Here is a 23,032-nt window from a genome sequence, read left to right as displayed (position 1 = left end):
GTACGAGTGAAAAGCGGTTGCGTTGTAACGCTTCGGCGGTGCCGGCCGACGTCCCGGGTGAGCCCCGCGGTGCTACCGGACCCCCGACTCGGTCGCGCCGCGGGGCGTTCCACGTCCCGGGCCGCGCCGTGCCGCCGCCGTGCCACCGTCACACAGTCGTCACACCGCACCACGGCCACCGCCGCACCGCCCGGGCGCTGCCGGGCCCGCACCGCCCGGCCCGTAGCATCGTGCGGGTGGCCGAGCCCAAACTCGAGATCCAGATGCTTCATGACCGCGTCATGATCAAGGCGATCGAGGGAGCCGGTGAGCGACGGAGTTCGGCCGGAATCGTCATCCCGGCAACCGCACAGGTCGCCAAGCGTCTGGTCTGGGGAGAGGTGGTCGGGGTGGGGCAGCACGTCCGCACGGTGAAGGCCGGCGATCGTGTCCTCCTCGCCGCCGAGGACCAGTACGAGGTCGAGATCGGTGGGGTCGCCCATCTGGTGATGCGCGAGCGGGACCTGCACGCGGTGGCCAGCGAGGCCGCCCAGCACGGGACCGGTCTCTACCTCTGAACCCCGGCTCCGCGGGCCCCTGCGCGGGCGCGGAACCGTGGGGAATCACGGCAGTGCGGAAAGGAAGTCCGACGTCATGCCCGAACGTCAGTCGCCGCCCGGTGAGGCCACCGAGCACCCGGTGACGCCCTCTCCCGATCCGGTGACGGGAGACGGTGACGAGGCCGTTGGGGGTCCTGCGACCACGGAGTCGTCCGGCCGGCCGGTGATGCCGGCCCGTCGCCCGTCGCCCCGCCCCGACCCCGCACGCCAGGCCGCCCCGGCGGTCGCGGCCCCGGTGGCGCCCGCGTCCGGCGCCCGCCCCTCGCCGTCACCACGGCCCGCGGACCCGGCCGGGACCGCCGAGCAGGCACCCGCCGACTCCGCGACCGCTCGGCCGGGCGCCGACTCCGCGCCTGCCCGGCCGGTGGCCGAGTCTGCGCCTGCCCGGCCGGCGGCCGAGTCCGGGGCCGACCGGTCGGCCGGGCCGGAGTCCGAGCCGGACGCCCGGCCGGGTGCCGGGCCGGCCCCGGCCGCCGGGGGTGCCCCGGTGACCGGAGGTGCCCCGGCAGGCGGCGCGCCGCGGCCCACGCCCGGTCCGCGCGCCGCCGCTCAGCCCGGCCCGGCGGCGGCCGCCCCGGCAGCGACCGCCCCCGCAGCGACCGCCCCCGCAGCGACACAGCCGGCCGCCGGCGGTCAGCCGGGCGAGGATCGGGGGAACCACACCACCCAGCCGGGCAACGACCTCCGGCCGGCCCGCCCCGGGGAGGCCGACGAGTCCGCGGGCACTCCGCAGCCGGGCTCCCCGACCGTTCCCGCCCCGACCCCGCAGGCCGCGGACGCCCCGACCGTCGAGCACCCGGCCGCTCCCGCCGCGACCGACCAGGACACCGTCCGGGTCGCCCCGGTGAGCGAGCAGCAGACCCACGTCCTGCCCCGGGTCACGCCCGCCTCCGCGCAGGCCGAGCGCGCCGACCCGGCTGCCCGGACGGAGCGGATCCGGACCGGAGGGGCGGCCGCGCCCGGTGGCGGCACGGCGGCCCCCGGCCCGGGTGGACCCGGCGGTCCCGGCGGGCCGGGCGGGCCCGGCTCCGACGCAGCAGGACCGGGCGGAGGTGACGGCGGCGGCGAGGGCCGGTCCGGCCGCAAGCGCCCGAAGACGCTGATCATCGCGGCTGCCGCGCTCGGCGTGCTGGCACTGGCCTACGTGGGTGACCTCGTGCTCTCCTCGGGCAGCGTCCCGCGTGGGGTCGTCGTCGCCGGTCAGGAGATCGGTGGCATGTCCCGCGCGGCGGCGACCGAGAAGCTGCAGGCCGCGATCGAACCTCGGTCCACGGCTCCGGTGCCGGTGCAGGCCGGCGAGGTCCAGAGCGAGATCGACCCGCGGGCCGCGGGCCTGCGGGTGGACTACGAGCGCACCCTCGACGAGGCCGGGGAGCAGCCGCTCAACCCGATCACCCGCATCTCGTCGTTTTTCGGGCACCGGGACGTGCCGGTCGTCAACACCACCGACGACCGGGCCGTGCGCACCGCGCTCGAACAGATGGCGCCGCTGGTGATGAAGGAACCGAAGGAGGGTTCGGTCACCTTCGAGGGGTTGGACCCCCGCCCGGTCGAGCCCGAGCCCGGCCAGGAGCTGGACGTCGACGCGGCTGTCGGCGTCGTCGAGCAGCGGTGGGCGGACGGCGAGCCGGTGCAGCTGCCGCTGATCATCGAGCAGCCCGTCACCACCCCCGCGGACGTCCAGCAGGCGATCGACGAGGTCGCCCGGCCCGCGGTCTCGGGACCGCTGACGGTCACCGGTGAGGGCGCGAACGCCGTCATCAGCCCGGAGCAGATCGCGAGCTCGCTGAGCTTCACCGCGGACCCGGAGGGGACCGCGAAGCTCAAGCCGGTGATCGCGACGAAGACGCTGGAGGACGCGGCCTCACCGCAGCTGGCCGAGACCGAGCGCCCGGGTGTCGACGCCGAGCTGGACTTCGCGTCCACGCCGCCGCGGGTGGTCCCGTCCGAGGACGGCCGCGGGGTCGACTACGAGGCGACCTTCGCGAACGTCCTGCCGGTCCTGACCGGCGAGGGCCCGCGCGAGGTGCCCGCGGTGTACGCGGAGCAGCCTGCCGAGATCACCACCGAGGACCTGGAGTCCCTGGGGAACGCGGTCGAGATCAGCACGTTCACCACCGGTGGGTTCGCCGCCGACTCGGGGCAGAACATCCGGCGCGCCGCCGAGGCGGTGGACGGCCAGATCGTCGCGCCGGGCGAGACGTTCAGCCTGAACGCGGTGACCCTGCCCCGGAACGAGGCGAACGGCTACGTCGAGGCGGGCGTCATCGAGGACGGCCACCCGGCGCGCGGGGTCGGCGGCGGGGTCTCCCAGCTGGCGACGACGCTGTACAACGCGTCGTACTTCGCCGGGATGACCGACGTCGAGCACAAGGAGCACAGCTACTACATCAGCCGCTACCCGGTGGCCCGCGAGGCGACGGTCTTCAACAACTTGATCGACGTCAAGTTCCGCAACGACGGACCGACCGCCGTGCTGATCAGGACGAACTGGACGCCCAGCAACGTGACGGTGACCTTCCTCGGCCAGAAGATGTGGGAGGTCGAGTCGACGACCGGGCCACGGACGAACCCGACCGAGCCGCAGGTCGTGGACATCCCGGCGGGCGAGGCGTGCAGCCCGAGCAACGGCGCACCGGGCTTCACCGCGACCGACACCCGCACCATGCGCAACGTCCAGACCGGTGAGACGAAGACGGAGACGCGGACGGTGAGGTACAACCCTCAGCCGATCGTGCGCTGCGGCGGCTGATCCGGTGATCCGCGTGCCCGGGAGCTGACGAGAGGTCCGTCACGTTCGTACCCTGATCCCTCGGCCAACGGCGACCGAGGGATCGAGGGACCGGATGCGGATCGGGGACATTCTCAAGAGCAAGGGCAGCGCGGTCACGACCGTGGCGCCGGACGCGCCGGTGACGGAGGTACTGCGCTTCATCGCCGAGGGGAACCTCGGCGCCCTGCCCGTCGTGGACGCCGGTCGCCTGGTCGGCATCGTCTCCGAGCGCGACGTCGTGCGCCGGTTGCACCAGCGGGGCAGCGGACTGCTGGACGCCCGGGTGTCCGAGGTGATGACGCCGGACGTGGTGACCTGCACCCCGGACGACGGCGTCGGCGACCTGGGAAAGATCATGACCGACCGCCGGATCCGGCACCTTCCGGTGGTCGTGGACGGTGAGCTGGCCGGCATCGTCTCGATCGGCGACCTGGTCAAGGCCCGGATCGACATGCTCGAACTGGAGCGTGAGCAGCTGGAGAGCTACATCGCCCGGTAGTACCGGCCGGACGTGGGAGGGCCCCGGGCGGGGAGTCCGCGCCCGGGGCCCTCTGCCGGCGGGGCCGGATCAGAACGCGGCTTCGTCCAGCTCCATCAGCGCGTTGTCGGCCCGGGCGACGATCGCCTTGTCCGCGCTCAGGCGGGGCAGCACGGTCTTGGCGAAGAACGACGCGACGCCGACCTTGCCCTCGTAGAACGCTCGGTCCTTCGCCGTGACGTCAGCGCCACCGAGCGCGTCCAGTGCGACCGTCGCCTGGCGGAGCAGCAGCCAGCCCACGAGCAGGTCACCGACCGCCATCAGCAGCCGCACCGTGTGCTGGCCGACCTTGTAGAGGTTCGTGGTGTCCTCGGCGGAGGCGTAGAGGTAACCGGTCAGCGAACCGATCATCGCCTGGACGTCGCCGAGGGCGGTGCGCAGGAGCTCGCGCTCCTCCTTGAGCCTGCCGTTGCCGGCGTCGGAGTCGACGAACGCCTGGACCTCGCCGGCGACGTGGGCCAGTGCCTGGCCGTTGTCCCGGACGATCTTGCGGAACAGGAAGTCCAGGGACTGGATCGCGGTGGTGCCCTCGTACAGCGAGTCGATCTTCGCGTCCCGGATGTACTGCTCGATCGGGTAGTCCTGCAGGAAGCCCGATCCGCCGAGGGTCTGCAGGGACTGCACGAGCTGCTCGGTCGCCCGCTCCGAACCGACCCCCTTCACGATCGGCAGCAGCAGGTCGTTGACCTTCTCCGCGAGCTCGGCGCTGATCCCGTCACCGGCGCCGCCGAGGCGGACCCGGTCCTGGAACGTGGCGGTGTAGGTGTAGACCGCGCGCAGGCCCTCGGCATAGGCCTTCTGCAGCATGAGGCTGCGGCGGACGTCCGGGTGGTGGGTGATCGTCACCCGCGGCGCGGTCTTGTCGGTCATCCGGGTCAGATCGGCGCCCTGCACCCGCTCCTTGGCGAACTCCAGCGCGGTCAGGTAGCCGGCCGACAGGGTGCCGATGGCCTTGGTGCCGACCATCATCCGGGCGTACTCGATGACCTGGAACATCTGGGCGATGCCGTCGTGGACCTCGCCGAGCAGCCACCCGACGGCCGGGGTGCCGTGCGCGCCGAAGGTCAGCTCGCAGGTGGTGGACGCCTTGAGGCCCATCTTGTGCTCGACGTTCGTCACGAAGGCACCGTTGCGTTGGCCGGGCTCACCGGTCTCGGTGTCGAAGTGGTACTTCGGCACCAGGAACAGCGACAGGCCCTTGGTGCCCGGCTTCGCACCCTCGGGGCGGGCCAGTACCAGGTGCATGATGTTCTCGGTGAAGTCCTGCTCGGCCGAGGTGATGAACCGCTTCACACCTTCGATGTGCCAGGTGCCGTCGTCCTGCGCGACGGCCTTGGTGCGACCCGCGCCGACGTCGGAGCCCGCGTCCGGCTCGGTCAGCACCATCGTCGCACCCCAGCCGCGCTCGATCATGAGCTCGGCCCACCGCTTCTGTTCCTCGGTGCCGTTGCGGTGCACCACGGCGGCGAAGCTGGGCCCGGCCAGGTACATGAAGACGGCCGGGTTGGAGCCCAGGATCATCTCCGACGCCGCCCACTGCACGGACGGCGGGATGCCGTAGCCGCCCAGCTCGGTGGGCAGTCCGAGGCGCCACCACTCGCCGTCCCAGAGGACCTTGTAGGCGTCCTTGAGCTCCTGAGGTGTGGTGACGGAGAAGGTCGCCGGGTCGAAGACCGGCGGGTTGCGGTCGATCGTGGCGTAGTGCTCGGCGAGCGGGCCGGTGCAGACCGCGGACAGCTCGGAGAGCACGCCCTTGGCGGTGTCGATGTCGACGCCCTCGAACGGGCCGGAGCCGAGGTGGTCCTGGATGCGGAAGACCTCGAAGAGGTTGAACTCGAGGTCGCGCAGGTTGCTCTTGTAGTGGCCCATCGGTCCTTCACCGCCGTTCCTGCCAGGGCCGATCTCATTACCGGCCGGTAACTCCCCATAGGGTATTACCGGTCGGTAACTACTGGCAAGGCCGCCGCCGTCCGGCGCAGCGACACGGGCGAGTGACGTATTCGTCCGGCGTGCCCGACTCGTGGATCGCGTGTGATGGCCGAGAATGACGTGACGCCAGAGACGCAGGGGACGTTCGTGGCGCATGTGACTCAGGACGACGCCGGTGGTATCGGGTGACGTCCGGAAGGGCGGACGACCATGGGCGACGCGGAGGGCCGGTCCCGGTGGAGCCGGCGGGGGGCGCTGGCCGTGGGCGCGGCGGCCGGTGCCGGGCTGGTCGTGCCGGCCCTCACCGGGCAGGCGTACGCGGGTGAGCCGCCGACCACCGATCCGGTGCCGGGGCCCGGCAGCGTGCCGGGACCGGACACGGTGCCCGGGCCACAGGGGATGCCCGGGCCTGCGGCCGGGGCCGGTGCCCTGGCCGAGGCGGTCCGGGCCCCGTACATCGCGCGCTGCTTCGAATGGGGCGCGCGCAAGCCGAAGTTCCCACCGAAGATCTGGGACCGGCGGCCGATCCGGATCCTGGTGCACCACACGGCGGGCGCGAACACCACCGACTACAGCGTGGCCGCGGCACACCGGCTCGCCCGGAGCATCCAGGCCTATCACATGGACCGCAACGGGTGGCTGGACTCCGGCCAGCACTTCACGATCTCCCGTGGCGGCCACATCATGGAAGGCAGGCTCTGGAGCCTCGGCGAGCTCAACGGGGGCCGGCGTGTCGTGGAGGGCGCGCACAGTCCCGGCCAGAACGTGATCGCGATCGGGATCGAGAACGAGGGCACCTACATCGGCGTCGACCCGACCCCGGCGCTCTGGAACTCGCTGCGCGCCACCTGCGCCTACATCTGCCTGAAGTACGGGATCGCACCGTCCGAGCTCTACGGCCACCGCGACTACCGCAACACGATCTGCCCCGGTGACCGGCTCTACCGCATGCTGCCGCGGTTGCGCTCCGAGGTGGCCGGTCTGCTCGGACGCAGGCTGTCCCGCACCGAGGCCGAGAAGGCGAGCTGGCCGCTGCTGCGTGAGGGGGCCTCCGGTGCCGTCGTCGAGGCCGCCCAGTACCTGTTGCGTGACGCGGGGACGCTGCACGGCGAGCCGGACGGCCGTTACGACGACCGCACCGTCGCCGCCGTGACGGCGTTCCAGACCGCGCACCGCGCCGACGACGTGAACGGGATCCTCGGTGGTGAGTCGTGGCCGGAGCTCGCCCGCACCGTGCACGCCGGGTCGGAGGGCGACGCCGCGCGAGCGGTCGAGGTGCTGGCGGCGTACCGGAAGGTGGAGAGCGTGCCGGACGTCGTCGACCACCCGGTCTGGCAGCGGCTGCTCGGCACCGGTGGCTCACCGGTGCCGGTCGCCGAGGACCCGCCGGGGGTCCTGGACCGCTGACGTCGCCCCGCCCGGGTGCACGGCGCCGAGGCGGGATGGGCGTTTCGGGCGGAAAGCAGAGCTCTGTCGGGTATTCTCAGCGGGATCATGGATCGGTGACACTATGGATCGGCGACGTCATGGATGAGCCCCCACCGCAGCTGCGCCGCGCCGTCGGTTGGTGGGCAGCAGCCGTCCTGACGCAGGTCGCGGCGGTGCTGGTCGCCGCGACGACACCCCCGCGCAGCGGGGTGCTCACCACCACCGCCCTCGTCCTGATCATGCTGGCCGTGCCGACCGCGCTCGCCCACCGGATGCTGGCCGGGCGGGCCCGCGCCCGTACCGGGCTGGTCCTCGCCGGCGCCGTCGGTGCGCTGCTGGCGCTGGCGCCGCCGGGCACGCCGGTGCCGATCACCGCGCCGACCGGGGCCCCGGCGGTGCTCGTCGGGCTCGGCGTCGCCGCGGCCGTGCTGACCGTCGTCGCCGCGCTGGCGTCGTTCACCCCGCGTGTCTCGGACTACCTGGCCGTCCCCGGGGCGCCCACGGGCGGCTGAGCCGCCCGCCCGCCGGTGGGCTCAGCCCGCCAGCCGCCGTACGACGTCCAGGTCCTGCTCGGTCGCGACGTGCAGGTTCGCCGGGTCCCCCGGCACCGTCACGATCCGGTGCCCGCGCGCGGCGAGCAGCCCGGAGTTCTCCACCGGCCGCGGTGCGTCCGCGTGCGCCGCGCGCAGCGGGCCTGCCCGGAACGCCTGCGGGGACTGCGTGAGCACGGTGTCCTGTTTGGGCAACGTCTCGACGACCACGCCGTCCACCACCCGCTGCACGACCTCCAGCAGCGGGACGACCGGTACCGCGCCGTCCGCGCCGTCGCGGACCGCGGCGACGACGTCACGGAAGATCCGGTCCGCGGCGAGCGGGTGCGCCGGATCGGCCAGCACCAGGATCCCGGCGTCGTCCGGCACGACGGCCAGGCCCGAACGCAGGGACTCGGACTGGTGGTCGCCTCCGGTGGCCAGCGCGTCCACCGGAGGCCCGTCCCAGTCCAGCCCGGGCGGCAGCACCAGCGCCACCCGGTCACAGGTGCGCCGCGCCGCGCCGACGGTGTGGTCGACGAGCCGGGCACCGGCCAGTTCCTCCAGCTGCTTCAACCGCCCGTAGCGGTTCCCGCGCCCACCGGCCAGCACGATCGCCCACACCTCGTCCACCACAGGGGTGATCCTGCCCGGGCCCGGCCGGACCCCGATGACCGCACCCGATAGCCTCGAACACCCCGTTCGGGGGACGGGAGCGAGAAGGAGCGACGTGACGGCGACGGCCCCGACCACCTCTCCGCTCGCCGGTGGCCCGGTGTCGACCGCGCTGGTCCGCGCGGTCACCGAGGACCCGGCGGCGCCACGGACGCTGGCCGTGACAGGGCCTGCCGGGTCCGGGAAGTCGGTGGTGCTGCGGGAGCTGGTCCGGGTCTGGTCCGGCGCCGGCGCCGAGGTCGTCCGCACCCCCGCTGCGGAACCGGGGCGGGTGGTGGTGGTCGACGACGCGCACGAGCTCCCCGACGACGCCCTCGACGAGCTCCGCGCGTTCGCGGCCGGCCCGGACGCGCGGCTGGTCGTCGCGTTCCGGCCGTGGCCGCGCGGGCGGGCGCTCGCCCGGCTCGGGGCGGCGCTCGCCGCGTCGGCGCCGCCGCTGGTGCTGGGCGCGCTCGACGCGGCCGGTGTCGTGGCCCGGGCGGTGCGGATCACCGGTGCCCGGCCGTCCGACGAGACCGTGCGCGTCGTGCTGGAGCGCACCGCGGGCTCGCCGCTGCTGGTGGACCGGTTGCTCGCGGCGACCGGGGGGTCCGGGGCCGGCGCGGGTGTCCCGCCGGAGCTGGCCGAGCAGCTGGGTTACGCGATCGACGCCGAGGACCGCCGGGTCGTCGACCTGGTGACGGCGACGGCGCTGGGCGCACCGCACGACAGCGAGGTCCTGGTGCCGTTGCTCGGCCTCGCCGACGCCGCGGGCAGCGGCATCGACGAGCTGGACGAGCTGGTGCAGCGGGCCGTCGCCGCCGGTCTCTGCACCCCGGACGGCCGGGTGGTCCCGCTGGTCGGTGACGCCGTCCGCGGCCGCGTCCCGCCCGCCCGCCGGACCGAGCTGCGCCGCGCGCTCGCCGAAATCGAGCTGGACCGCGGCGGCAGCGTGCTCGCCGTCGCCCGGACGCTGCGCGGTTCCGGCGCCGGTGGTGACCGGGCCGCCGCGGTGTTCCGGGCCGCCGCCGCCGAGGCGGCCCGCTCCGAGCACCCGGATGCGGTCCGCCTCTACGCCGAGGCGGTCGCGGCCGGGACTCCCCCGCTGACCGTGGCCGCCCGGCGCGCCGAGGCGCACCTGGTCGCAGGCGACCTCGACGGCGCGCTCAGCCACGCCGACGCGGTGCTGTCCGCGGCCGACGCCGTCGAGCCCGAGGATGCGGTGCGCGCCGGATCGGTCGCGGCCGCGGTGCTGGCCCGCCGCGGTCTGCTGGTCCGCAGCGCGGAGCTGTACCGGTGGACGGCCGCGGTGGCCGGGGAGCCGCTGCCGGCCGCGGCCGTCCCGGTGCTGATCGGGACCGGTGCCTGGGAGGAGGCGCGCGAGATCGGCGGGGCCGGCGCGATCGTCCCCGGCCGGGCGCCGACGCTGCTCGACGGGGCCGACGACCTCACCGCGCGCGGCATCCTGGACTCGGTGCAGGGGTCGCCGACCGCCGCGCTGTCCGGTCTGGCCCGCGCGGCAGGCCTGCTGGAGGGCGCGCACGGTGCCGCGCTGCTGCCGGACACCCCGGCCGCGCTCGCCGCCCTGGTCGCGGTGCACACCGGTGAGTTCGACGTCGCATCCTCGGTGCTGGACCGGGCGCTGCGGACCGGGTTGGGCGGGGCCCCGGCGCGGCCGAGGCACCGGCTGCTGCTCGGCTGGATCGCGCTGCTGCGCGGCGCCACCGGCCCGGCCGCCGAGCGGCTCGACGCGGTCGACACCGAGGCCGGGGGTCGCCCGCTGGAGCCGCGTGACGAGTTCCTGGCCGCCGCCCTGCAGGTCGCGATCGCCCGGCGCAATTCCGACCTGGGCGCGTTGATGCGCGCCTGGACCAGGGCCCGGCAGGCGATCGTCCGGCACCCGGTCGACCTGTTCGTGCTGCAGCCGCTCGGTGAGCTGGTCACGGCGGCGACCCGGCTGCGTGAGGAGAGCTGGGTGCGTCCGCACCTGGACGAGGCGCAGACGCTGCTCGACCGGCTCGGCCGGCCCGCGTTGTGGGCCGCGCCGCTGCACTGGGCGCAGCTGCAGGCCGCGATCCTGGTCGACGACGCCGACGCCGCCCGCGAGCAGACCGCGGCCCTGGAGCGGGCCGCGTCCGGCAGCCGGTTCGCGCAGGCGATGGCGACCGCCGCACCGCACTGGGTCGGGGTGATCGAGGGGCGGGTCGACCCGGAGGCGGTCGAGGCTGCGGCGCGCGGGCTGCACGCGGTCGGCCTGTCGTTCGACGGTGGCCGGCTGGCCGGGCAGGCCGCGCTGCGCACCGACGACCGGCGCGCGGTGTCCGCGCTGCTCGCGTGTGCCAGGGCCCTGCAGGTCGCCGGTGCCGACGTGCGGACGGCACCGCTGCAGGGCGCGGCGAACGCGACCGGCCGGGCCGGCCCCGGTGGCCGGTCGCACGGCCCGGGCAGTACGGGTCCGAACAGCCGGGGTCCGGACGGCAGGGGCCCGAGCAGCAGGGATCCGAGCGGCACGGGTTCGGACAGCACGGGTTCGGACAGCACGGGTTCGGGCGGCGCCGCCCCGGACGGCAGCGGTGGCGCCGGCTCGGGTTCGGGCTCGGGTGACGCGGACGGCCGAGCACCGGACGCCGTGCGCCCGCAGGGCCGGCCGGTCCGGGACGGAACAGCACCGGACGACGCAGCTGCCGGCCGCCGGTCGGACCGCGCGGGAACCGGCGCCGCGGCGTCCGCGAGCACGTGGCCGGGGGGGACCGGCGGCGCGGGGAGCGCAGCGGCGGGAGGCGCCGGGCCGGGACGTGCAGGCCCGGTCGGCGCGGGACCGGAAGGCGGCTCGGCCGGTACCGGGCCGGACGCGGACGGCGCCGCGGCGCGCGGTGGCCGCGTCCCCGTGACCGCCGGTGCGCCCGGAGCCGGACCGGCCGGACCCCGTGGTGCCGCCGACGGGCCCGGGTCGCAGCGCGGCGGGGCCCGCGATCCGGGCCGGGCAGGCGGCGCCGCCCGGACCGAGCCGCCGCCCTCGCTGCTCTCCGATCGGGAGCTGGAGGTGGCGGGGTTGCTGGTGCAGGGGCGCACCCACAAGGAGATCGGCGAGGCCCTGTTCATCTCGGCCAAGACGGTCGAGCACCACGTCGCCCGGATCCGGCAGCGGCTGGGCGTCGGCAGCCGCAGCGAGCTGCTCGACGAGCTGCGCCGGATCCTCGACGAGCGCGGCTGAAGCGGGTCAGCGCCGGCCCGAGGTGCGGAACACCGCCCGGCCGACCTCGGTGCGCCACGCGGCCGGATCGGTGGTGTCCCGCGGACCGACCAGGTAGGTCTCGACGACCCCGTCACCGAGGACCAGCGCGTGCTCGGCCAGGTGTGCCCCGAGCGCCCCGTAGGTGATGTCGATGTCGTCGTGCGGGCCGTGGTGCACGGTGACGGCCAGCTCCCGCGCCGGGAGCTCGACGGTGCGCACCCGGCCGGTGGCGATCTCCCGGTCGGTGGGGACGTACACGGTCGCGACACCGGAACCACCGGTGAACAGCGCGTTCGCGTACTCCCCGCCCGGTGGCCCGGCCGCCCGCGCGCCGGCCACCGCGAGCGCGGCATCGATCTCGGCGCGGGCCTCGGCGTACCAGCTCTGCACCATGTGGTGGGTCACGTCGCCGCGCACGGCGGCGACCCGGCGGGCCGGGTCGCTCCGTCGGGTGATCGTGACCGGTGACCCGGTCGGGTCGAGCAGCCGGCGCAGCGCCGCGACGGCGTTGCGGGTCGTGGCGAGGCGGTCCTCCAACCGCGCCAGGTGCCCGGCGACGAGGGTGGAGCGTGTATCGAGATCGGTGGTCCGCAGGATCCGCGCGACCTCGGCCACCGGCATGTCGAGCTCCCGGAACCGCCGGATCACCTGCGCGTCGGCGACCTGGTCGGCGCTGTACCAGCGGTACCCGTTGCCCGGGTCGACGTGCGTGGGCTCCAGCAGCCCGTCGCGGTGGTAGCGGCGCAGCGTCCGGACGCTCAGGTGGGTCACGGCGGAGAAGTCACCGATGCTCAGCAGGGCGGTCACCCCGCCAGCCTGCACCCTCCCCCGGGGGGAGGGGCCAGCAGATGGACCCTCCCCCCGGGGGAGACGGCAGGCTCGGCCGGACCGACCGTGGGAAGGATCCCGATGACCGCACCGCACGACCTCGCCGACCGCTACTTCGCGCTCAGCGCACCGGAACACGTCGACGAGCTGGTCGCCCTGTTCACCGATGACGCCCTCGTCACCGACGACGGGCACGAGTACCGCGGGCGAGCCGCGATCCGCAGATGGCGCGCGTCGGTCCCGGCGGTGCAGCACCAGGTCCTGGAGTCCGGGGCGGACGGCGAGGGCCACCTCGCTCGGGTCCGGATCAGCGGGGACTTCCCGGGGAGTCCGGTGACGCTGCTGTTCCGGTTCGGCGTCGCGGGCTCGCTGATCGGGAGCTTGCTGATCCGCCCGGTCCCGGCCCCCTAGTGCGAGACCGGCGCCACGAGCAGTCCCTCGCAGCTGCGGACCACGATCCGTGCGGCCTCGGCGGAGGCCCGGCCGGTCAGCGGGCTCTCCGCCCGGCGCCGCCACCGGCGCAGCGCGTCGGTCGCGGCGTCGTGCACCTCGCGCGGTCCCGCGGCGTCGTCGAGACCGAGGCGGGCGAGCGCGGAGCCGCCCTCACCGCCGAGCAGCCGCTCGGCGTCGGCGAGGGCGTCCGGGGGGAAGACGACCTTCCCGGCGCGCAGGTCGGACAGCGCGCGCAGCTCGACGAACTCGTGCGCCCCGGCGAGGATCCGCTCCACCTCGGTACGCAGCGCGTGGGTCGCCGGCCGGGGTTCCCGGGTGAGCACGAGGTCCACGGCGAGCAGCGCGGAGCGCGACTTCAGCAGGTCACGCCGTTCGGAGAACTGGGTGTCGAGCACGCGGCGCAGCTCGTCCAGCCCGGACCGGCGGACCAGGTCGTCGGCGAGTTCCGTCGGGTCGGTCGTGCCCTGCCGGATCAGGGTGCTCGCCAGCCGCACCCCGAACAGCCCGAACCGCTCCAGCAACCGGACCCGGGTGGCGGCATCCGGCCGGTCGAGCTCGGTGCGGCCGAACCGGTCCGCCGACAGCAGCAGCGCCTCGACGTCGGCGCGGGGCAGGGCGGCCAGCTCGGCCAGCGCCACGTACTCGTCCTGACGCATCGTGCGGGCCGACTCGGCGAGCAGACCGGCCACCGCGACGACGGTCTGGCACAGCCCGCGCAGCTTGTCGTCACCTCGGTAGCGGCGGGCGATCCGCCGGGCCGAGGTGAGCGCGTCGAGCCGGCCGACACCGATCTCGTCGGCCCGCGACAGCACCGCGATCGTGTTGACCGGGGTCGCGCGTGCGACCCCGCGGTCGTGGAAGGACTCCAGGAACCGCACGTCACCGGCGTGCAGGTGGCGCATCAGGTAGACGACGGCGTCGGCGGGCGACGGAGCGTCCTCGGGCGTGAGGAACTCCCCGGCCCGCGCCGAGGTGTCGGCGGACAGCGAGGCGATCCCCGGGGTGTCGATCAGGTTGGTCCGCCGCAGGTGCTGCGAGGGCCAGTCCACGAGCAACCGGTCCACGGCCTCCACCGGCGCGCCCTGCAGGTCGATCCGCAGCGCACCGTCCCGCCGGGTCAGGGTCAGTGGGCGATCGGGCCCGGCGTCGCGCATCCGCATCCGGACGCCGGGGGCGGGCGCGTCGGAGTACCAGGTGACGATCCGGGTGCACTCACCGGCGTCGGTGGGTGCGATCCGTTCCCCGACGAGCGCGTTGAGCAGCGTCGACTTGCCGGCCTTCACCTTCCCGGCGATCGCGACGCGCAGCGGCTCGTCGAACCGTTCCAGGTGGTGGCGCAACCAGCTCGCGGCCTGCGGTGAGTCGCCGTAGGCGTCGAGCGTGCGCCGCAGCAGCCCGCGGACCTGGTCGGTGAGGGTGCTCACGACTCCACCGCCGCGGCCAGTTTGCGGGCCCGTTCGGCGAGACCGCCGACCCGTTCGAGCTCGGCCTCCAGGTCGGCGACCCGCTTCTGCCGGGTCGCGTCGTCCTTCAGCGCGGTCTGGGCGGCCGTCATCGACTCCTTCAACGATTCCGAGAGGTCCTCGGCGAGCGCGGTGAAGTGGTCACGCAGCTCCCGCTGGATCTGGCGCAGGTTGTCCCGCGAGTCCTTGCCGACCTGGAAGGTCGCCTCGTCGACGTGCCGGCGGACGGCGTTCTTGGCGTCGGCCTGCCGGCGCTGCACCAGCCGCTTCTTCTCGTCCTTGACGGTCTTCGCGCCGAACAGCAGACCCGCCCCGATCGACAGCGGGTTGAGCAGCCCGAACCCGGCAACGGTGGAGGCCAGACCGATCATCAGCAGGCCGCCGTAGCCGCCGCGCATCCCGACGAACAGCTTCTGGCCGACGCCGAACTGCTCCCCGACCGGCATCTCCAGCGCGTCCACCTTGCCGGCCACCGCGCCACCGGAGATCCGCAGCTCGGGCAGCTGGACGTCGACGTCCTCGGCGAAGTGCTCGGCGACCTGCTCGGCCAGCCAGCGGGCCCGCTCGGTGGTCCAGACGAAGTTCTGCGCGACGGCGTGCGAGACCTGCTTGTGGAACCACTCGGCGAACTGCTCCCAGATGTCCTTCGGGTCGGCGTCGTCGAGGAGCTGCTCGGCGTCGCGGGAGACGGCCCGGAGCCGGTCCCGCAGGTCGTAGTCGATGTCGGCGATGAGATCGGCGACGCCGTCGTTGAGCGTGGTCTGCCAGCGAGCCGAGCGCTGCCGCAGGGCCTCCACCCTGCTCCGGGCGGCTTCCAGCTCCTTCGCCAGCGCGCCGGCCCGCTCGGGGTCGTTCTGCGACATCAGCTCGGCGCGCATCTTCGACTCGAGGGCCTGACAGGTGACGAGCACGTCCTGGCTGGTGGACCTGCGGTCCAGGTCGTCGGCCCGGGAGACGACCTTGCGCAGCAGGAAACCGACCAGTGCCTGGAAGCCGGACTCGGCGATCAGGTCGAGATCCTGGGTCCGGGCCGCGTGCAGCCGCAGCGCGGACGAGACGGGCAACAGGTCGGCATCGATCCGGGCGTTGCGCAGGTGGCCCTCGTCGAGCTCGACGATCCGCCGCCAGTGCGGGTAGAGGTCGGTCTTGGTGACGACGCAGCCGACGTTCGGGCACAGCTTGCGTGCCGCCTGCAGGAAGTCGATCTCGGGGGCCGTGTACTCCTGGCTGGCGTCGGAGACCAGGAGCACGGCGTCGGCGGTCGGCAGGGCGGACATCGTCGCGGCTCCGTGGGCCGATCCGAGGCCACCCACACCCGGGGTGTCGACCAGGACGAGACCGCTCTGCAGCAGCTTGCGGGGAAGGGTCACCTCGGCGCGGGTGAGGCCGGCCCGGTTACCGGGGTTGCCGCCCTCCGAGACGTACTCGGCGAGCTGTTCGAGCGGGACCGGGGTCCGCTCCGAGCGCTCGCCACCGTCCTGGTCGCGGACCAGGGTCACCGTCGTTTCCTCGCCGTAGCGGACCAGCGTCGGCACGGCGGTGGCGATGTCGTCGTCGACCGGGCAGACGGTGGCGTTGACCAGGGCGTTCACCAGCTGGCTCTTGCCCTGCTTGAACTCGCCGACGACGAGCACCCGCACGTTCGGGTCGCTCAGCCGGGCCTTGGTCTGCTTGAGCCGCGGGGCCAGGTCCGGGCGGTCGTAGGCGGCGACGGCCTTGAGGGCGAGGTCGACCAGTCCTACCGCTTCCGGTACTGCCACCTGCCGACGCCCCCATCGCTCCGCGGCGGTTCCGGCCGCCGCCCGTCGTGTTTCCCGTCATGGATACACGAACGTCATCGGCCCCGGTCACCCACGGGTGGGTGGCCGGGGCCGATGGGCCGTGCGGTTCAACGCACTGCCGCCGTCGGCAGCAGCGAGATCCGACCCTCGGTCGAGGGTGACCGGCTGTCAGCCGAGGGAGAGCTCGGCGGAGAGGTCGTTGTGCGACAGCAGGTGGTTCTCGGTGGTGCTGTTGTCGGTGGCGGACAGGTCGTTGTCCTGGCTGGAGTCCACGTTGAACGAGTCCGAGATGTCGGTCGTGACCTCGGTCGAGGTGGTGGTCTCGTTGAACGAGTCGCTGGTGTCGTTCGAGCCGCGGGCGTCGCCGCCGACCGCGACCGCGGCGCCGTCGTCGGCGGAGATGTCGCCGACGCTGGTGGCGTCGCCGGAGCCGAAGGCGGTGGTGTTGTCGTCACCGGACACGACGTCGTTGCCGTCGCCGACGATGTTGTCGTCACCGGTGGTGATGACCGAGTCCTCGATGTCCCCGCCGGCCGCGACCGCGCCGTCGCCGGACGCGACGACCGAGTTGGTCTCGATGTCCTGGCGGAAGTCGCCGCCGCCGGTGTCGATGTTCTGGTTGATCGAGTTGTCGACGATGGTGTCGCGGTCGTCGATGTTGTAGGTGTAGTGGTTGTTCGTCACGTACTTGTCGAGGTACGTGATCGGGTCCTCGCCCGGCTTCGGGTGCTCGACCGGCGGCGGCGGGGTCGAGTGGCCGCCACCACCGTTGCCACCGGTGCTGTAGTTCCGGTCGAACGAGACGTCGTCGTTGTCCTGGGCCAGGACGATGGCGTCACGGACGTCCTCGGCGCTGACCTCGGAGAGGCCGCAGGAGGCCAGCAGGCCCTGCGGGTCCTCCTTGAACTCGGCCAGCAGCTTCGGGTCACGCAGCAGGTCCAGGATGAACTGGATCAGCGACTTCTCGGCGGACATGGCGATCTCCTCTTCGGATGCCGTCGCGCTCGGCCGGGCGACGGAAGGCGTGTGGTGGTGGGAGGGGGTGGTCACCGGGCCGGGGTCGGGGTCCGGCCCGGTGACCGGTCAGTGGCTGACCGTCAGTGCCGGACGGTCAGAGGACGTCGGCGTTGACGTCGATGCCGTTGTGCGAGGCGATGTGGTTCTCGGTGGTGCTGTTGTCCGTGAACGTCGCGTCGTTGTCCTGGCTGGCGTCGACGTTGAACGAGTCGTCGAACGTCGTGGTGACGGTGTTCGTCGTGGTGGTCTCGTTGAACGAGCCGTCGATGTCGCGCGAGCCGCTGGCGTTGCCACCGATGGAGACCGCGGCGCCGTCGTCGGCGGAGATGTCGCCGACGCTGGTGGCGGCACCGTCACCGAAGGCGGTGGTGTTGCCGTTGCCGGACACCACGTCGTTGTCGTCACCGACGATGTTGCCGTTGCCGGTGGTGATGACCGAGTCCTCGATGTCCCGGCCGGCCGCGACCGCGCCGTCGCCGGACGCGGTGACCGAGTTGGTCTCGATGTCCTGGCGGAAGTCGCCGCCGCCGGTGTCGATGTTCTGGTTGACCGAGTTGTCGACGATGGTGTCGCGGTCGTCGATGTCGTACTCGTAGAAGTTGTCCTTGACGTGCACCTTCTCGTGCACGGCCGCCGCCTGGCCGCCCTCCTTGCCGCCGCCGTCCCAGCCGCCGCGGGTGGTGCCCGCCCAGTCGACGCCGGTGTCGTAGTTGCGGTCGAAGGAGACGGTGTCGTTGTCCTGGGCGATGACGATCGCGTCGCGCACGTCCTCGACGGTCAGGTGGCCGAGGCCGTGCTCCTCCAGCGCGGCGACCGGGTCGTCGTTGAAGTAGTCACGCATCTGGATGCTCTCGGAGCCGGTCCCGAGCAGGATCTTGATGAACTCGATGAGGGTCAGCTTCTCGCTCGCCATCGCAAACTCCTGTGTGTCTGGGTCTGTGTCCGTGGGGATGACCGGCCGGGGTGGTCGGCCGGTGCCTGGGAACGAAGCTAGGGGCGGCGGCCCGGACAGCCATCGGGGATCGCTCCGGGTCCCGATAGGGGGCGTTAGGGGATCGCTCCCCAACACGAAATCGCTGCGCCGCACGGGCTAACGCCGGACGGTCCCAGATCGATGGCTCTCGGGAGGGGCTTCGTCACGCATGGTGGCTGGCCCACGGGTGCGGCGAGTCGGGGGACCTGCTGCCGACGAGGGGACGGGACATGCCCTACCTGCTCGGGATCGACCTGGGTGCGACCACGGTGACCGCTGCGGCGCTCCGCGGCGCGACGGGCGAGCCGATGCGGCCCGGCGGGATCTCGCTGCCCGCCCTGCTCGTCGCCACCCCGGCCGGTGACCTCCTGTGCGGTGCCGCCGCAGCCCGGCGCGCGCCGGCCGAGCCGGACCGCGTCGCGCGCGGGTTCCTCGACCGGGTCGGCGACCCGACCCCGCTCTCGCTGGGCGGGCTCCCCCACCTGGCCGAGGATCTCTGCGCACGCCTGGTCCGCGTCGTCGTCGACGAGATGACGGCCCGCTACGGCGGCCCGCCGTCCCGGATCGGCGTCACCCATCCGGTCGCCTGGGGCAGGCACAAGCGCGACCTGCTCGCCGCCGCGATCGGCCGCCGCGGACTCACCGTCTCGCTGGTCACCGCACCGCAGGCGGTCGCGCTCGCCCGTCGCACCGACGCCCCGGCGGAGGGACCGCTCGTCGTCGTCGACGTCGGCGGGAACGGGAGCACCGCCACCACGCTGGCCCCGGCCGCGCCCGGGGTGCTGCCGGGGATCGTCGGCAGCCCGCTCACCTGCGCCGCGGGCGGAGCCGACGTCGACGACGCCGTGTTCGCCTTCGTCCGTTCGGCCACGCCCCGCCTCGCCGCCGCGTTCGACGCACTCGACGTCGAGGACCCCCAGGTACTGGCCACGCTGGCCGCGCTGCGCGACGACTGCCGGGCCGCGAAGGAGCTGCTCTCCCGGGACACCGTCGCCGGGGTCACGGTCGATCTGCCCGGGGTCAGCACCACGGTCCGCATCCACCGCTCGGACCTCGACGAGCTCGCCGCGCCGGTCCTCGAGCCCGTGGCCGATCTGCTCGCCGAGGTCGTGGAGTCCGTGCCGGACGCCGAGGTGCTGCTCGCCGGTGGCGCCGCCCGGACGCCGGTGGTGGTGCAGCTTCTCTCCGCCCGCTCGGGGAGGCCGGTGGCGGTCACCGCCGATCCGGTGCACGACACCGCCAGGGGGGCCGCGCTGGCCGTCGCTCCCGGTGCCGGGACGTCCTGGCCGGGTACCCGGATCGCACCGGTCCCGGCCCCCGGGGACGGGACGGGGCCCCGCCCGGCCGTGTCCGCGTCGCACGGCACGGCACCGCGGGTGGTCGTCCCCGCCCAGCGTGGCGGCGCATCGCGGGCGCAGCGCTCGGAGCGGGTCCGCCCCGAGCGCATCGGCTCCGCGATCGGGCTGCTCGATCCGGCGACCGGCCCGCTGCCCGTCCAGCGTGGCGCCGCAGCCTCGTCGCCGGCCCTGCCGGTCACTCGTTCGGCAGGCCTCCCGCCGGTGCCGCAGAGCGACCCCGGGGCCCTGCCCGGGGTGCCGGACTCCGTCATCAGCCGCGACCTGGCCCGTCCCTCCGTGGCCCGCGGGCTCACCCGGCAGCGGGTGCTGCTCGGCGCCGGTTGCCTCGCGGGCACCCTGGCGGTCACCGGGGCACTGCTGTTCTGGCCGTCGTCGGCGCCTGCGCTCGGTGAGCTCAGTGCCGCCCCGACGTCGCCGAGCACCTCCGCTCCCCCGGCCTCGCAGCTCCCGCCCCCGGATGCCGCGGTCGCGGTCCCCGGAGCCGCTGCTCCCGTCGGTGCGGACGCCACGGTGGCCGCGCGTGCCGGTGCGGGGGCCGCGGGTGCCCCTGCGGCCCCGACCGCCGCCCCGGCGACGGGTGCGGGTGCCGCCGCGCCGGCGCGGGGTGCGGGTGCTGCCGCCCCGACCTCACCCCGGGTCGTCGCTCCGCCGCCCGCTCCGGTGGCCGTCCCGCCGCCGCCTGCTGCGTCGGTGCCGCCCCCGACGGAGCCCCCGCCCGCCCCCGAGCCGAGCACCCCGCCGCCGCCCCCGACACCGTCCTCGGAGGCCGAGCCCAGCAGCCCCGTCCCGCCGCCGACGGAGCCCGTCCCGCCCCCGCCGCCGACGAGTGCGCCCCCGGCCGCGTGACCCATCGATCACGCTCTGCGCTGCAGCGACAGCGGCGAGTGACCCCCACCCCGTTCGGATGCCGAGTGCACACGGGATGATTCAGACCGCCGGGCCGGCGTGGAACCGGGAGCCCCCACGCCGGCTCGGCCCCATCACGGCCCCATCACGGGCAGCCGCGCCGCCCGACCGTCCGAAGGTGTGACCGCAACCGCGTCGCGTCTGCGGTTTCGACACCTGCCGAGATGGTAAAACCACTGGTGATAGTGGGGTCTGCACGATTCGGGGGAGTTCGTGATGACACAGTTCGCGGGGGCGGTCATCGGAATGGCGACGGCGGCACTGCTGGTCGCGTACCTGGCCTTCGGGTGGCCGGTGCTGGTGATCGGCGGGCCGCTGCTGGTCGGTGTCGCGATCACGCTGCTGGCGTTGGCGCTGACCGAGAAGCCACGCGAGGCGCTCCGCGAGCGCCGGGCCGCGCTCGTCGGTGACACGGGGTGGAAGCAGGCCGCCGAGCGTGGCGAGCCGGCGGTGGGCGGCCTGATGAGCGGCTTCTTCGAGGTCAGCCCGCAGGTGCCCGCGCTGCCCGAGCAGCGCCCCGCGCTGTCGCACCCCGCCCGCCGGACCGGTGCCTCCCGACCGTAGGTGAGAATCGGGCGGTGTCGATCATCCGCACCGCCCGCGTCCCGGTCCGGCGCCCGTGCTGATCGGGATGACGTTCGCCGTCCTCGCCATGCTGTGCAGCACGGTGGCGGCGATCCTGCAGGCCGACGCGGCCCGCAAGGGCGGCCGGACCAGTTCGGTCATGGCCCGCCCGCGGTTCCTCGCCGGTCTGGTGATGGACCTCGTCACCTGGCTGTGCATGGTCGTCGCACTCCAGTACATCCCGATCTTCGCGGTGCAGGCGACGCTGGCGGGTGCGATCGCGATGACCGCCCTGTACGCCCGGTACTTCCGTGATGAATGGCTGCGCCCGGTGCACCGGCTCGCGATCGGCGCGAGCGTCCTGGGTCTCGCGCTGGTTGCGGGCAGTGCGGGTGTCGAGCGCAAGCAGGCGCTGACCGGTCACGGGGTCACGGTCGCGGTGCTCGTCGGGGCGCTGGTCGCGGTCATGGTGGCGACGCTGGCGGTGAACCCGTCCACGGTGCCGTGGCCCTCCGCGGTTCTCGCCGGGCTCGGCCTCGGTGGCGGCGCGGTCTGCATCCGGGCGCTGCACGTCTCCGACGGTGCCGCGCTGTCCACCCTGATGGCCGAACCTCTGGTCTACGTGCTGCTCGGGATGGCGGTCGTCGGGCTCTACAACTACGCGCGTGCGCTGCAGCTCGGCGACATCGCGACCGTCACGGCGCTGTACATGGCCGTGCAGGTCGTGGTGCCGGGGCTCGTCGGCATCACGCTGCTCGACGACACCGTGCGGGCCGGTTACACCTGGATGTTGGTGCTCGGGCTCGCCTTCATCGTCTACGGCACGTCGATCCTCGCCCGCCGGCGGCCGGAGAAGCGGGCGTCCCCACGGGTCGCCTAGCGTGACGGGCATGCCGACCTTCGAGCGTCCTGGTGTCAGCCTGCACTACGAGGAGCGCGGCTCCGGGTTCCCGATCCTGCTGATCGCTCCCGGCGGGATGCGTTCGACCGTGTCGGCCTGGGAGAAGGCCCCCTGGAACCCGCTGGAGCACCTGGCCGATCGCTACCGGGTGATCGCGATGGACCAGCGCAACGCGGGTGGGTCGTTCGCGCAGGTGCACGGCAGCGACGGTTGGTCCACCTACACCGCCGACCAGCTCGCGCTGCTCGACCACCTCGGCGTCGACGAGTTCGGGGTGCTCGGCATGTGCATCGGCGGCGCCTACATCGCGAACCTGCTCGCGACCGCCCCGGAGCGGATCCGGGCCGCGGTCACGCTGCAGCCGATCGGCCGGGACGGCAACCAGCACCTGTTCGAGGAGATCTTCGACGGCTGGCGCGCCGAGGTCGTGGCGGACCATCCGGAAGCCGGTGACGAGGACTGGGAGTCGTTCAAGGCGAACATGTACGGCGGCGGCGGGATCCTGTTCTCGGTGCCCGACGAGGCACTCGCCCGGATCGGCACCCCCTGGCTGGTGCTGATGGGCGGCGACGAGCACCACCCCGAGTCGGTGTCACGCCGGCTCGTCGAGCTCGCCCCCGGCGCCGAACTGGTGGAACGCTGGAAGGCCCAGGAGTACGTCGCCGACGGCCGGGCCGCCGTGGACGCCTTCCTGGCGGAGCACCTCTGATTCGTCCACGACCGCACCGGCCCCCGGGTGCAGGATGGCGCCATGCCGGACTGGGGTGACGTCGTGCGGATCGGGTGCGCGCTACCGGAGGTCGAGGAGTCGACCTGGTACCGCACCCCGGCGCTGAAGGTACGCCGGAAGGGCTTCGCCCGGCTGCGGGCCGAGTCCGACGGACTGCTGGTGCTGATGTGTCCGATGGAGGAGAAGGAGGCGCTGCTCGCCTCCGGCGACCCGGCCTACAGCACCACACCGCACTACGACGGCCACGGCTCGATCCTCGTCGACCTGGGCCGGGTCGATCCCGGGCAGCTCGCCGAGCTGGTCGAGCAGGCGTGGCGTCGCAGGGCACCGACCACCCTGGTTCGGGCGTACGACGCGTGAGTTCCGGCCCCG

The 23,032-nt window shown here is 74.0% G+C and carries 19 protein-coding genes; 12 read left to right on the top strand and 7 right to left on the bottom strand.

Annotated features, from left to right (window positions below; genetic code table 11):
• The first annotated feature begins 236 nt into the window (after nucleotides 1-236).
• The 3 genes from AB0J24_RS17415 to AB0J24_RS17405 all read left to right on the top strand — a co-directional run bounded on the left by AB0J24_RS17415 (nucleotide 237) and on the right by AB0J24_RS17405 (nucleotide 3,871).
• Nucleotides 237-557: a co-chaperone GroES gene (locus tag AB0J24_RS17415; protein ID WP_358682348.1), complete on the top strand. Its 321-nt coding sequence runs from the start codon at nucleotides 237-239 to the stop codon at nucleotides 555-557.
• 76 nt (nucleotides 558-633) lie between these two features.
• Nucleotides 634-3,351: a VanW family protein gene (locus AB0J24_RS17410; RefSeq protein ID WP_358682345.1), complete on the top strand. Its 2,718-nt coding sequence runs from the start codon at nucleotides 634-636 to the stop codon at nucleotides 3,349-3,351.
• 94 nt (nucleotides 3,352-3,445) lie between these two features.
• Nucleotides 3,446-3,871 (top strand): CBS domain-containing protein, encoded by a 426-nt coding sequence (locus tag AB0J24_RS17405; protein ID WP_358682342.1) that lies wholly within the window; start codon nucleotides 3,446-3,448, stop codon nucleotides 3,869-3,871.
• Nucleotides 3,872-3,940: 69 nt separating this feature from the next.
• Here the strand turns inward: AB0J24_RS17405 and AB0J24_RS17400 are convergent, their stop codons facing one another.
• On the bottom strand, nucleotides 3,941-5,779 hold the full coding sequence (locus AB0J24_RS17400) for an acyl-CoA dehydrogenase (RefSeq protein WP_358682339.1): 1,839 nt from the start codon (nucleotides 5,777-5,779) through the stop codon (nucleotides 3,941-3,943).
• A 270-nt stretch (nucleotides 5,780-6,049) separates the two neighbouring features.
• Here AB0J24_RS17400 and AB0J24_RS17395 point away from each other — a divergent pair, with 270 nt between their 5' ends.
• Both AB0J24_RS17395 and AB0J24_RS17390 read left to right on the top strand, forming a co-directional pair.
• Entirely contained in the window at nucleotides 6,050-7,246 is a 1,197-nt protein-coding gene (locus AB0J24_RS17395) for an N-acetylmuramoyl-L-alanine amidase (RefSeq protein ID WP_358682336.1), read from the top strand.
• 119 nt (nucleotides 7,247-7,365) lie between these two features.
• Complete coding sequence (locus AB0J24_RS17390; protein WP_358682334.1) at nucleotides 7,366-7,779, top strand: hypothetical protein; 414 nt, start codon at nucleotides 7,366-7,368, stop codon at nucleotides 7,777-7,779.
• Between the two features lie 21 nt (nucleotides 7,780-7,800).
• On the opposite strand, the gene AB0J24_RS17385 is transcribed toward AB0J24_RS17390, so the two are convergent.
• Nucleotides 7,801-8,433 (bottom strand): 2-C-methyl-D-erythritol 4-phosphate cytidylyltransferase, encoded by a 633-nt coding sequence (locus AB0J24_RS17385; protein WP_358682331.1) that lies wholly within the window; start codon nucleotides 8,431-8,433, stop codon nucleotides 7,801-7,803.
• Between the two features lie 94 nt (nucleotides 8,434-8,527).
• Between AB0J24_RS17385 and AB0J24_RS17380 the strand changes: the two genes are divergently transcribed.
• Complete coding sequence (locus AB0J24_RS17380) at nucleotides 8,528-11,665, top strand: LuxR C-terminal-related transcriptional regulator (protein ID WP_358682328.1); 3,138 nt, start codon at nucleotides 8,528-8,530, stop codon at nucleotides 11,663-11,665.
• A 6-nt stretch (nucleotides 11,666-11,671) separates the two neighbouring features.
• Here AB0J24_RS17380 and AB0J24_RS17375 read toward each other — a convergent pair whose 3' ends face one another.
• Nucleotides 11,672-12,493 (bottom strand): MerR family transcriptional regulator, encoded by an 822-nt coding sequence (locus AB0J24_RS17375; protein ID WP_358682325.1) that lies wholly within the window; start codon nucleotides 12,491-12,493, stop codon nucleotides 11,672-11,674.
• Between the two features lie 102 nt (nucleotides 12,494-12,595).
• Here AB0J24_RS17375 and AB0J24_RS17370 point away from each other — a divergent pair, with 102 nt between their 5' ends.
• On the top strand, nucleotides 12,596-12,925 hold the full coding sequence (locus AB0J24_RS17370; RefSeq protein WP_358682323.1) for a nuclear transport factor 2 family protein: 330 nt from the start codon (nucleotides 12,596-12,598) through the stop codon (nucleotides 12,923-12,925).
• Here AB0J24_RS17370 and AB0J24_RS17365 read toward each other — a convergent pair.
• From AB0J24_RS17365 to AB0J24_RS17350, 4 genes are all read right to left on the bottom strand, one after another.
• Nucleotides 12,922-14,391 carry a dynamin family protein gene (locus tag AB0J24_RS17365; protein ID WP_358682321.1) on the bottom strand — a complete coding sequence of 490 codons (1,470 nt, stop codon included), beginning with the start codon at nucleotides 14,389-14,391 and terminating at the stop codon, nucleotides 12,922-12,924. The two genes, AB0J24_RS17370 and AB0J24_RS17365, sit on opposite strands and share 4 nt — an antisense overlap.
• Nucleotides 14,388-16,190, bottom strand: a complete 1,803-nt coding sequence (locus AB0J24_RS17360) for a dynamin family protein (RefSeq protein WP_358682318.1) — start codon at nucleotides 16,188-16,190, stop codon at nucleotides 14,388-14,390. Before AB0J24_RS17360 ends, AB0J24_RS17365 begins: the two co-directional genes overlap by 4 nt.
• Before the next feature lie 189 nt (nucleotides 16,191-16,379).
• The gene (locus AB0J24_RS17355; protein ID WP_358682315.1) at nucleotides 16,380-17,186 is read right to left on the bottom strand and encodes an IniB N-terminal domain-containing protein; all 807 of its coding nucleotides are present in this window, start codon (nucleotides 17,184-17,186) and stop codon (nucleotides 16,380-16,382) included.
• Nucleotides 17,187-17,322: 136 nt separating this feature from the next.
• Complete coding sequence (locus tag AB0J24_RS17350) at nucleotides 17,323-18,141, bottom strand: hypothetical protein (RefSeq protein WP_358682312.1); 819 nt, start codon at nucleotides 18,139-18,141, stop codon at nucleotides 17,323-17,325.
• Between the two features lie 290 nt (nucleotides 18,142-18,431).
• Here AB0J24_RS17350 and AB0J24_RS17345 point away from each other — a divergent pair, with 290 nt between their 5' ends.
• From AB0J24_RS17345 to AB0J24_RS17325, 5 genes are all read left to right on the top strand, one after another.
• On the top strand, nucleotides 18,432-20,405 hold the full coding sequence (locus tag AB0J24_RS17345) for an Hsp70 family protein (RefSeq protein WP_358682309.1): 1,974 nt from the start codon (nucleotides 18,432-18,434) through the stop codon (nucleotides 20,403-20,405).
• 276 nt (nucleotides 20,406-20,681) lie between these two features.
• Nucleotides 20,682-21,029: a hypothetical protein gene (locus AB0J24_RS17340; protein WP_358682306.1), complete on the top strand. Its 348-nt coding sequence runs from the start codon at nucleotides 20,682-20,684 to the stop codon at nucleotides 21,027-21,029.
• 67 nt (nucleotides 21,030-21,096) lie between these two features.
• Nucleotides 21,097-21,909, top strand: a complete 813-nt coding sequence (locus AB0J24_RS17335; protein WP_358682303.1) for a hypothetical protein — start codon at nucleotides 21,097-21,099, stop codon at nucleotides 21,907-21,909.
• 10 nt (nucleotides 21,910-21,919) lie between these two features.
• Nucleotides 21,920-22,639 (top strand): alpha/beta hydrolase, encoded by a 720-nt coding sequence (locus AB0J24_RS17330; protein WP_358682300.1) that lies wholly within the window; start codon nucleotides 21,920-21,922, stop codon nucleotides 22,637-22,639.
• A 42-nt stretch (nucleotides 22,640-22,681) separates the two neighbouring features.
• Nucleotides 22,682-23,020 (top strand): MmcQ/YjbR family DNA-binding protein, encoded by a 339-nt coding sequence (locus AB0J24_RS17325; protein ID WP_358682297.1) that lies wholly within the window; start codon nucleotides 22,682-22,684, stop codon nucleotides 23,018-23,020.
• Nucleotides 23,021-23,032 lie beyond the last annotated feature (12 nt).

Source organism: Pseudonocardia sp. NPDC049635 (assembly GCF_040659795.1).
In the GTDB taxonomy this organism is placed as follows: Bacteria; Actinomycetota; Actinomycetes; order Mycobacteriales; family Pseudonocardiaceae; genus Pseudonocardia.
The sequence above is the reverse complement of the archived record's forward strand: the minus strand, read 5'-3'. Positions and strand labels throughout refer to the sequence as shown.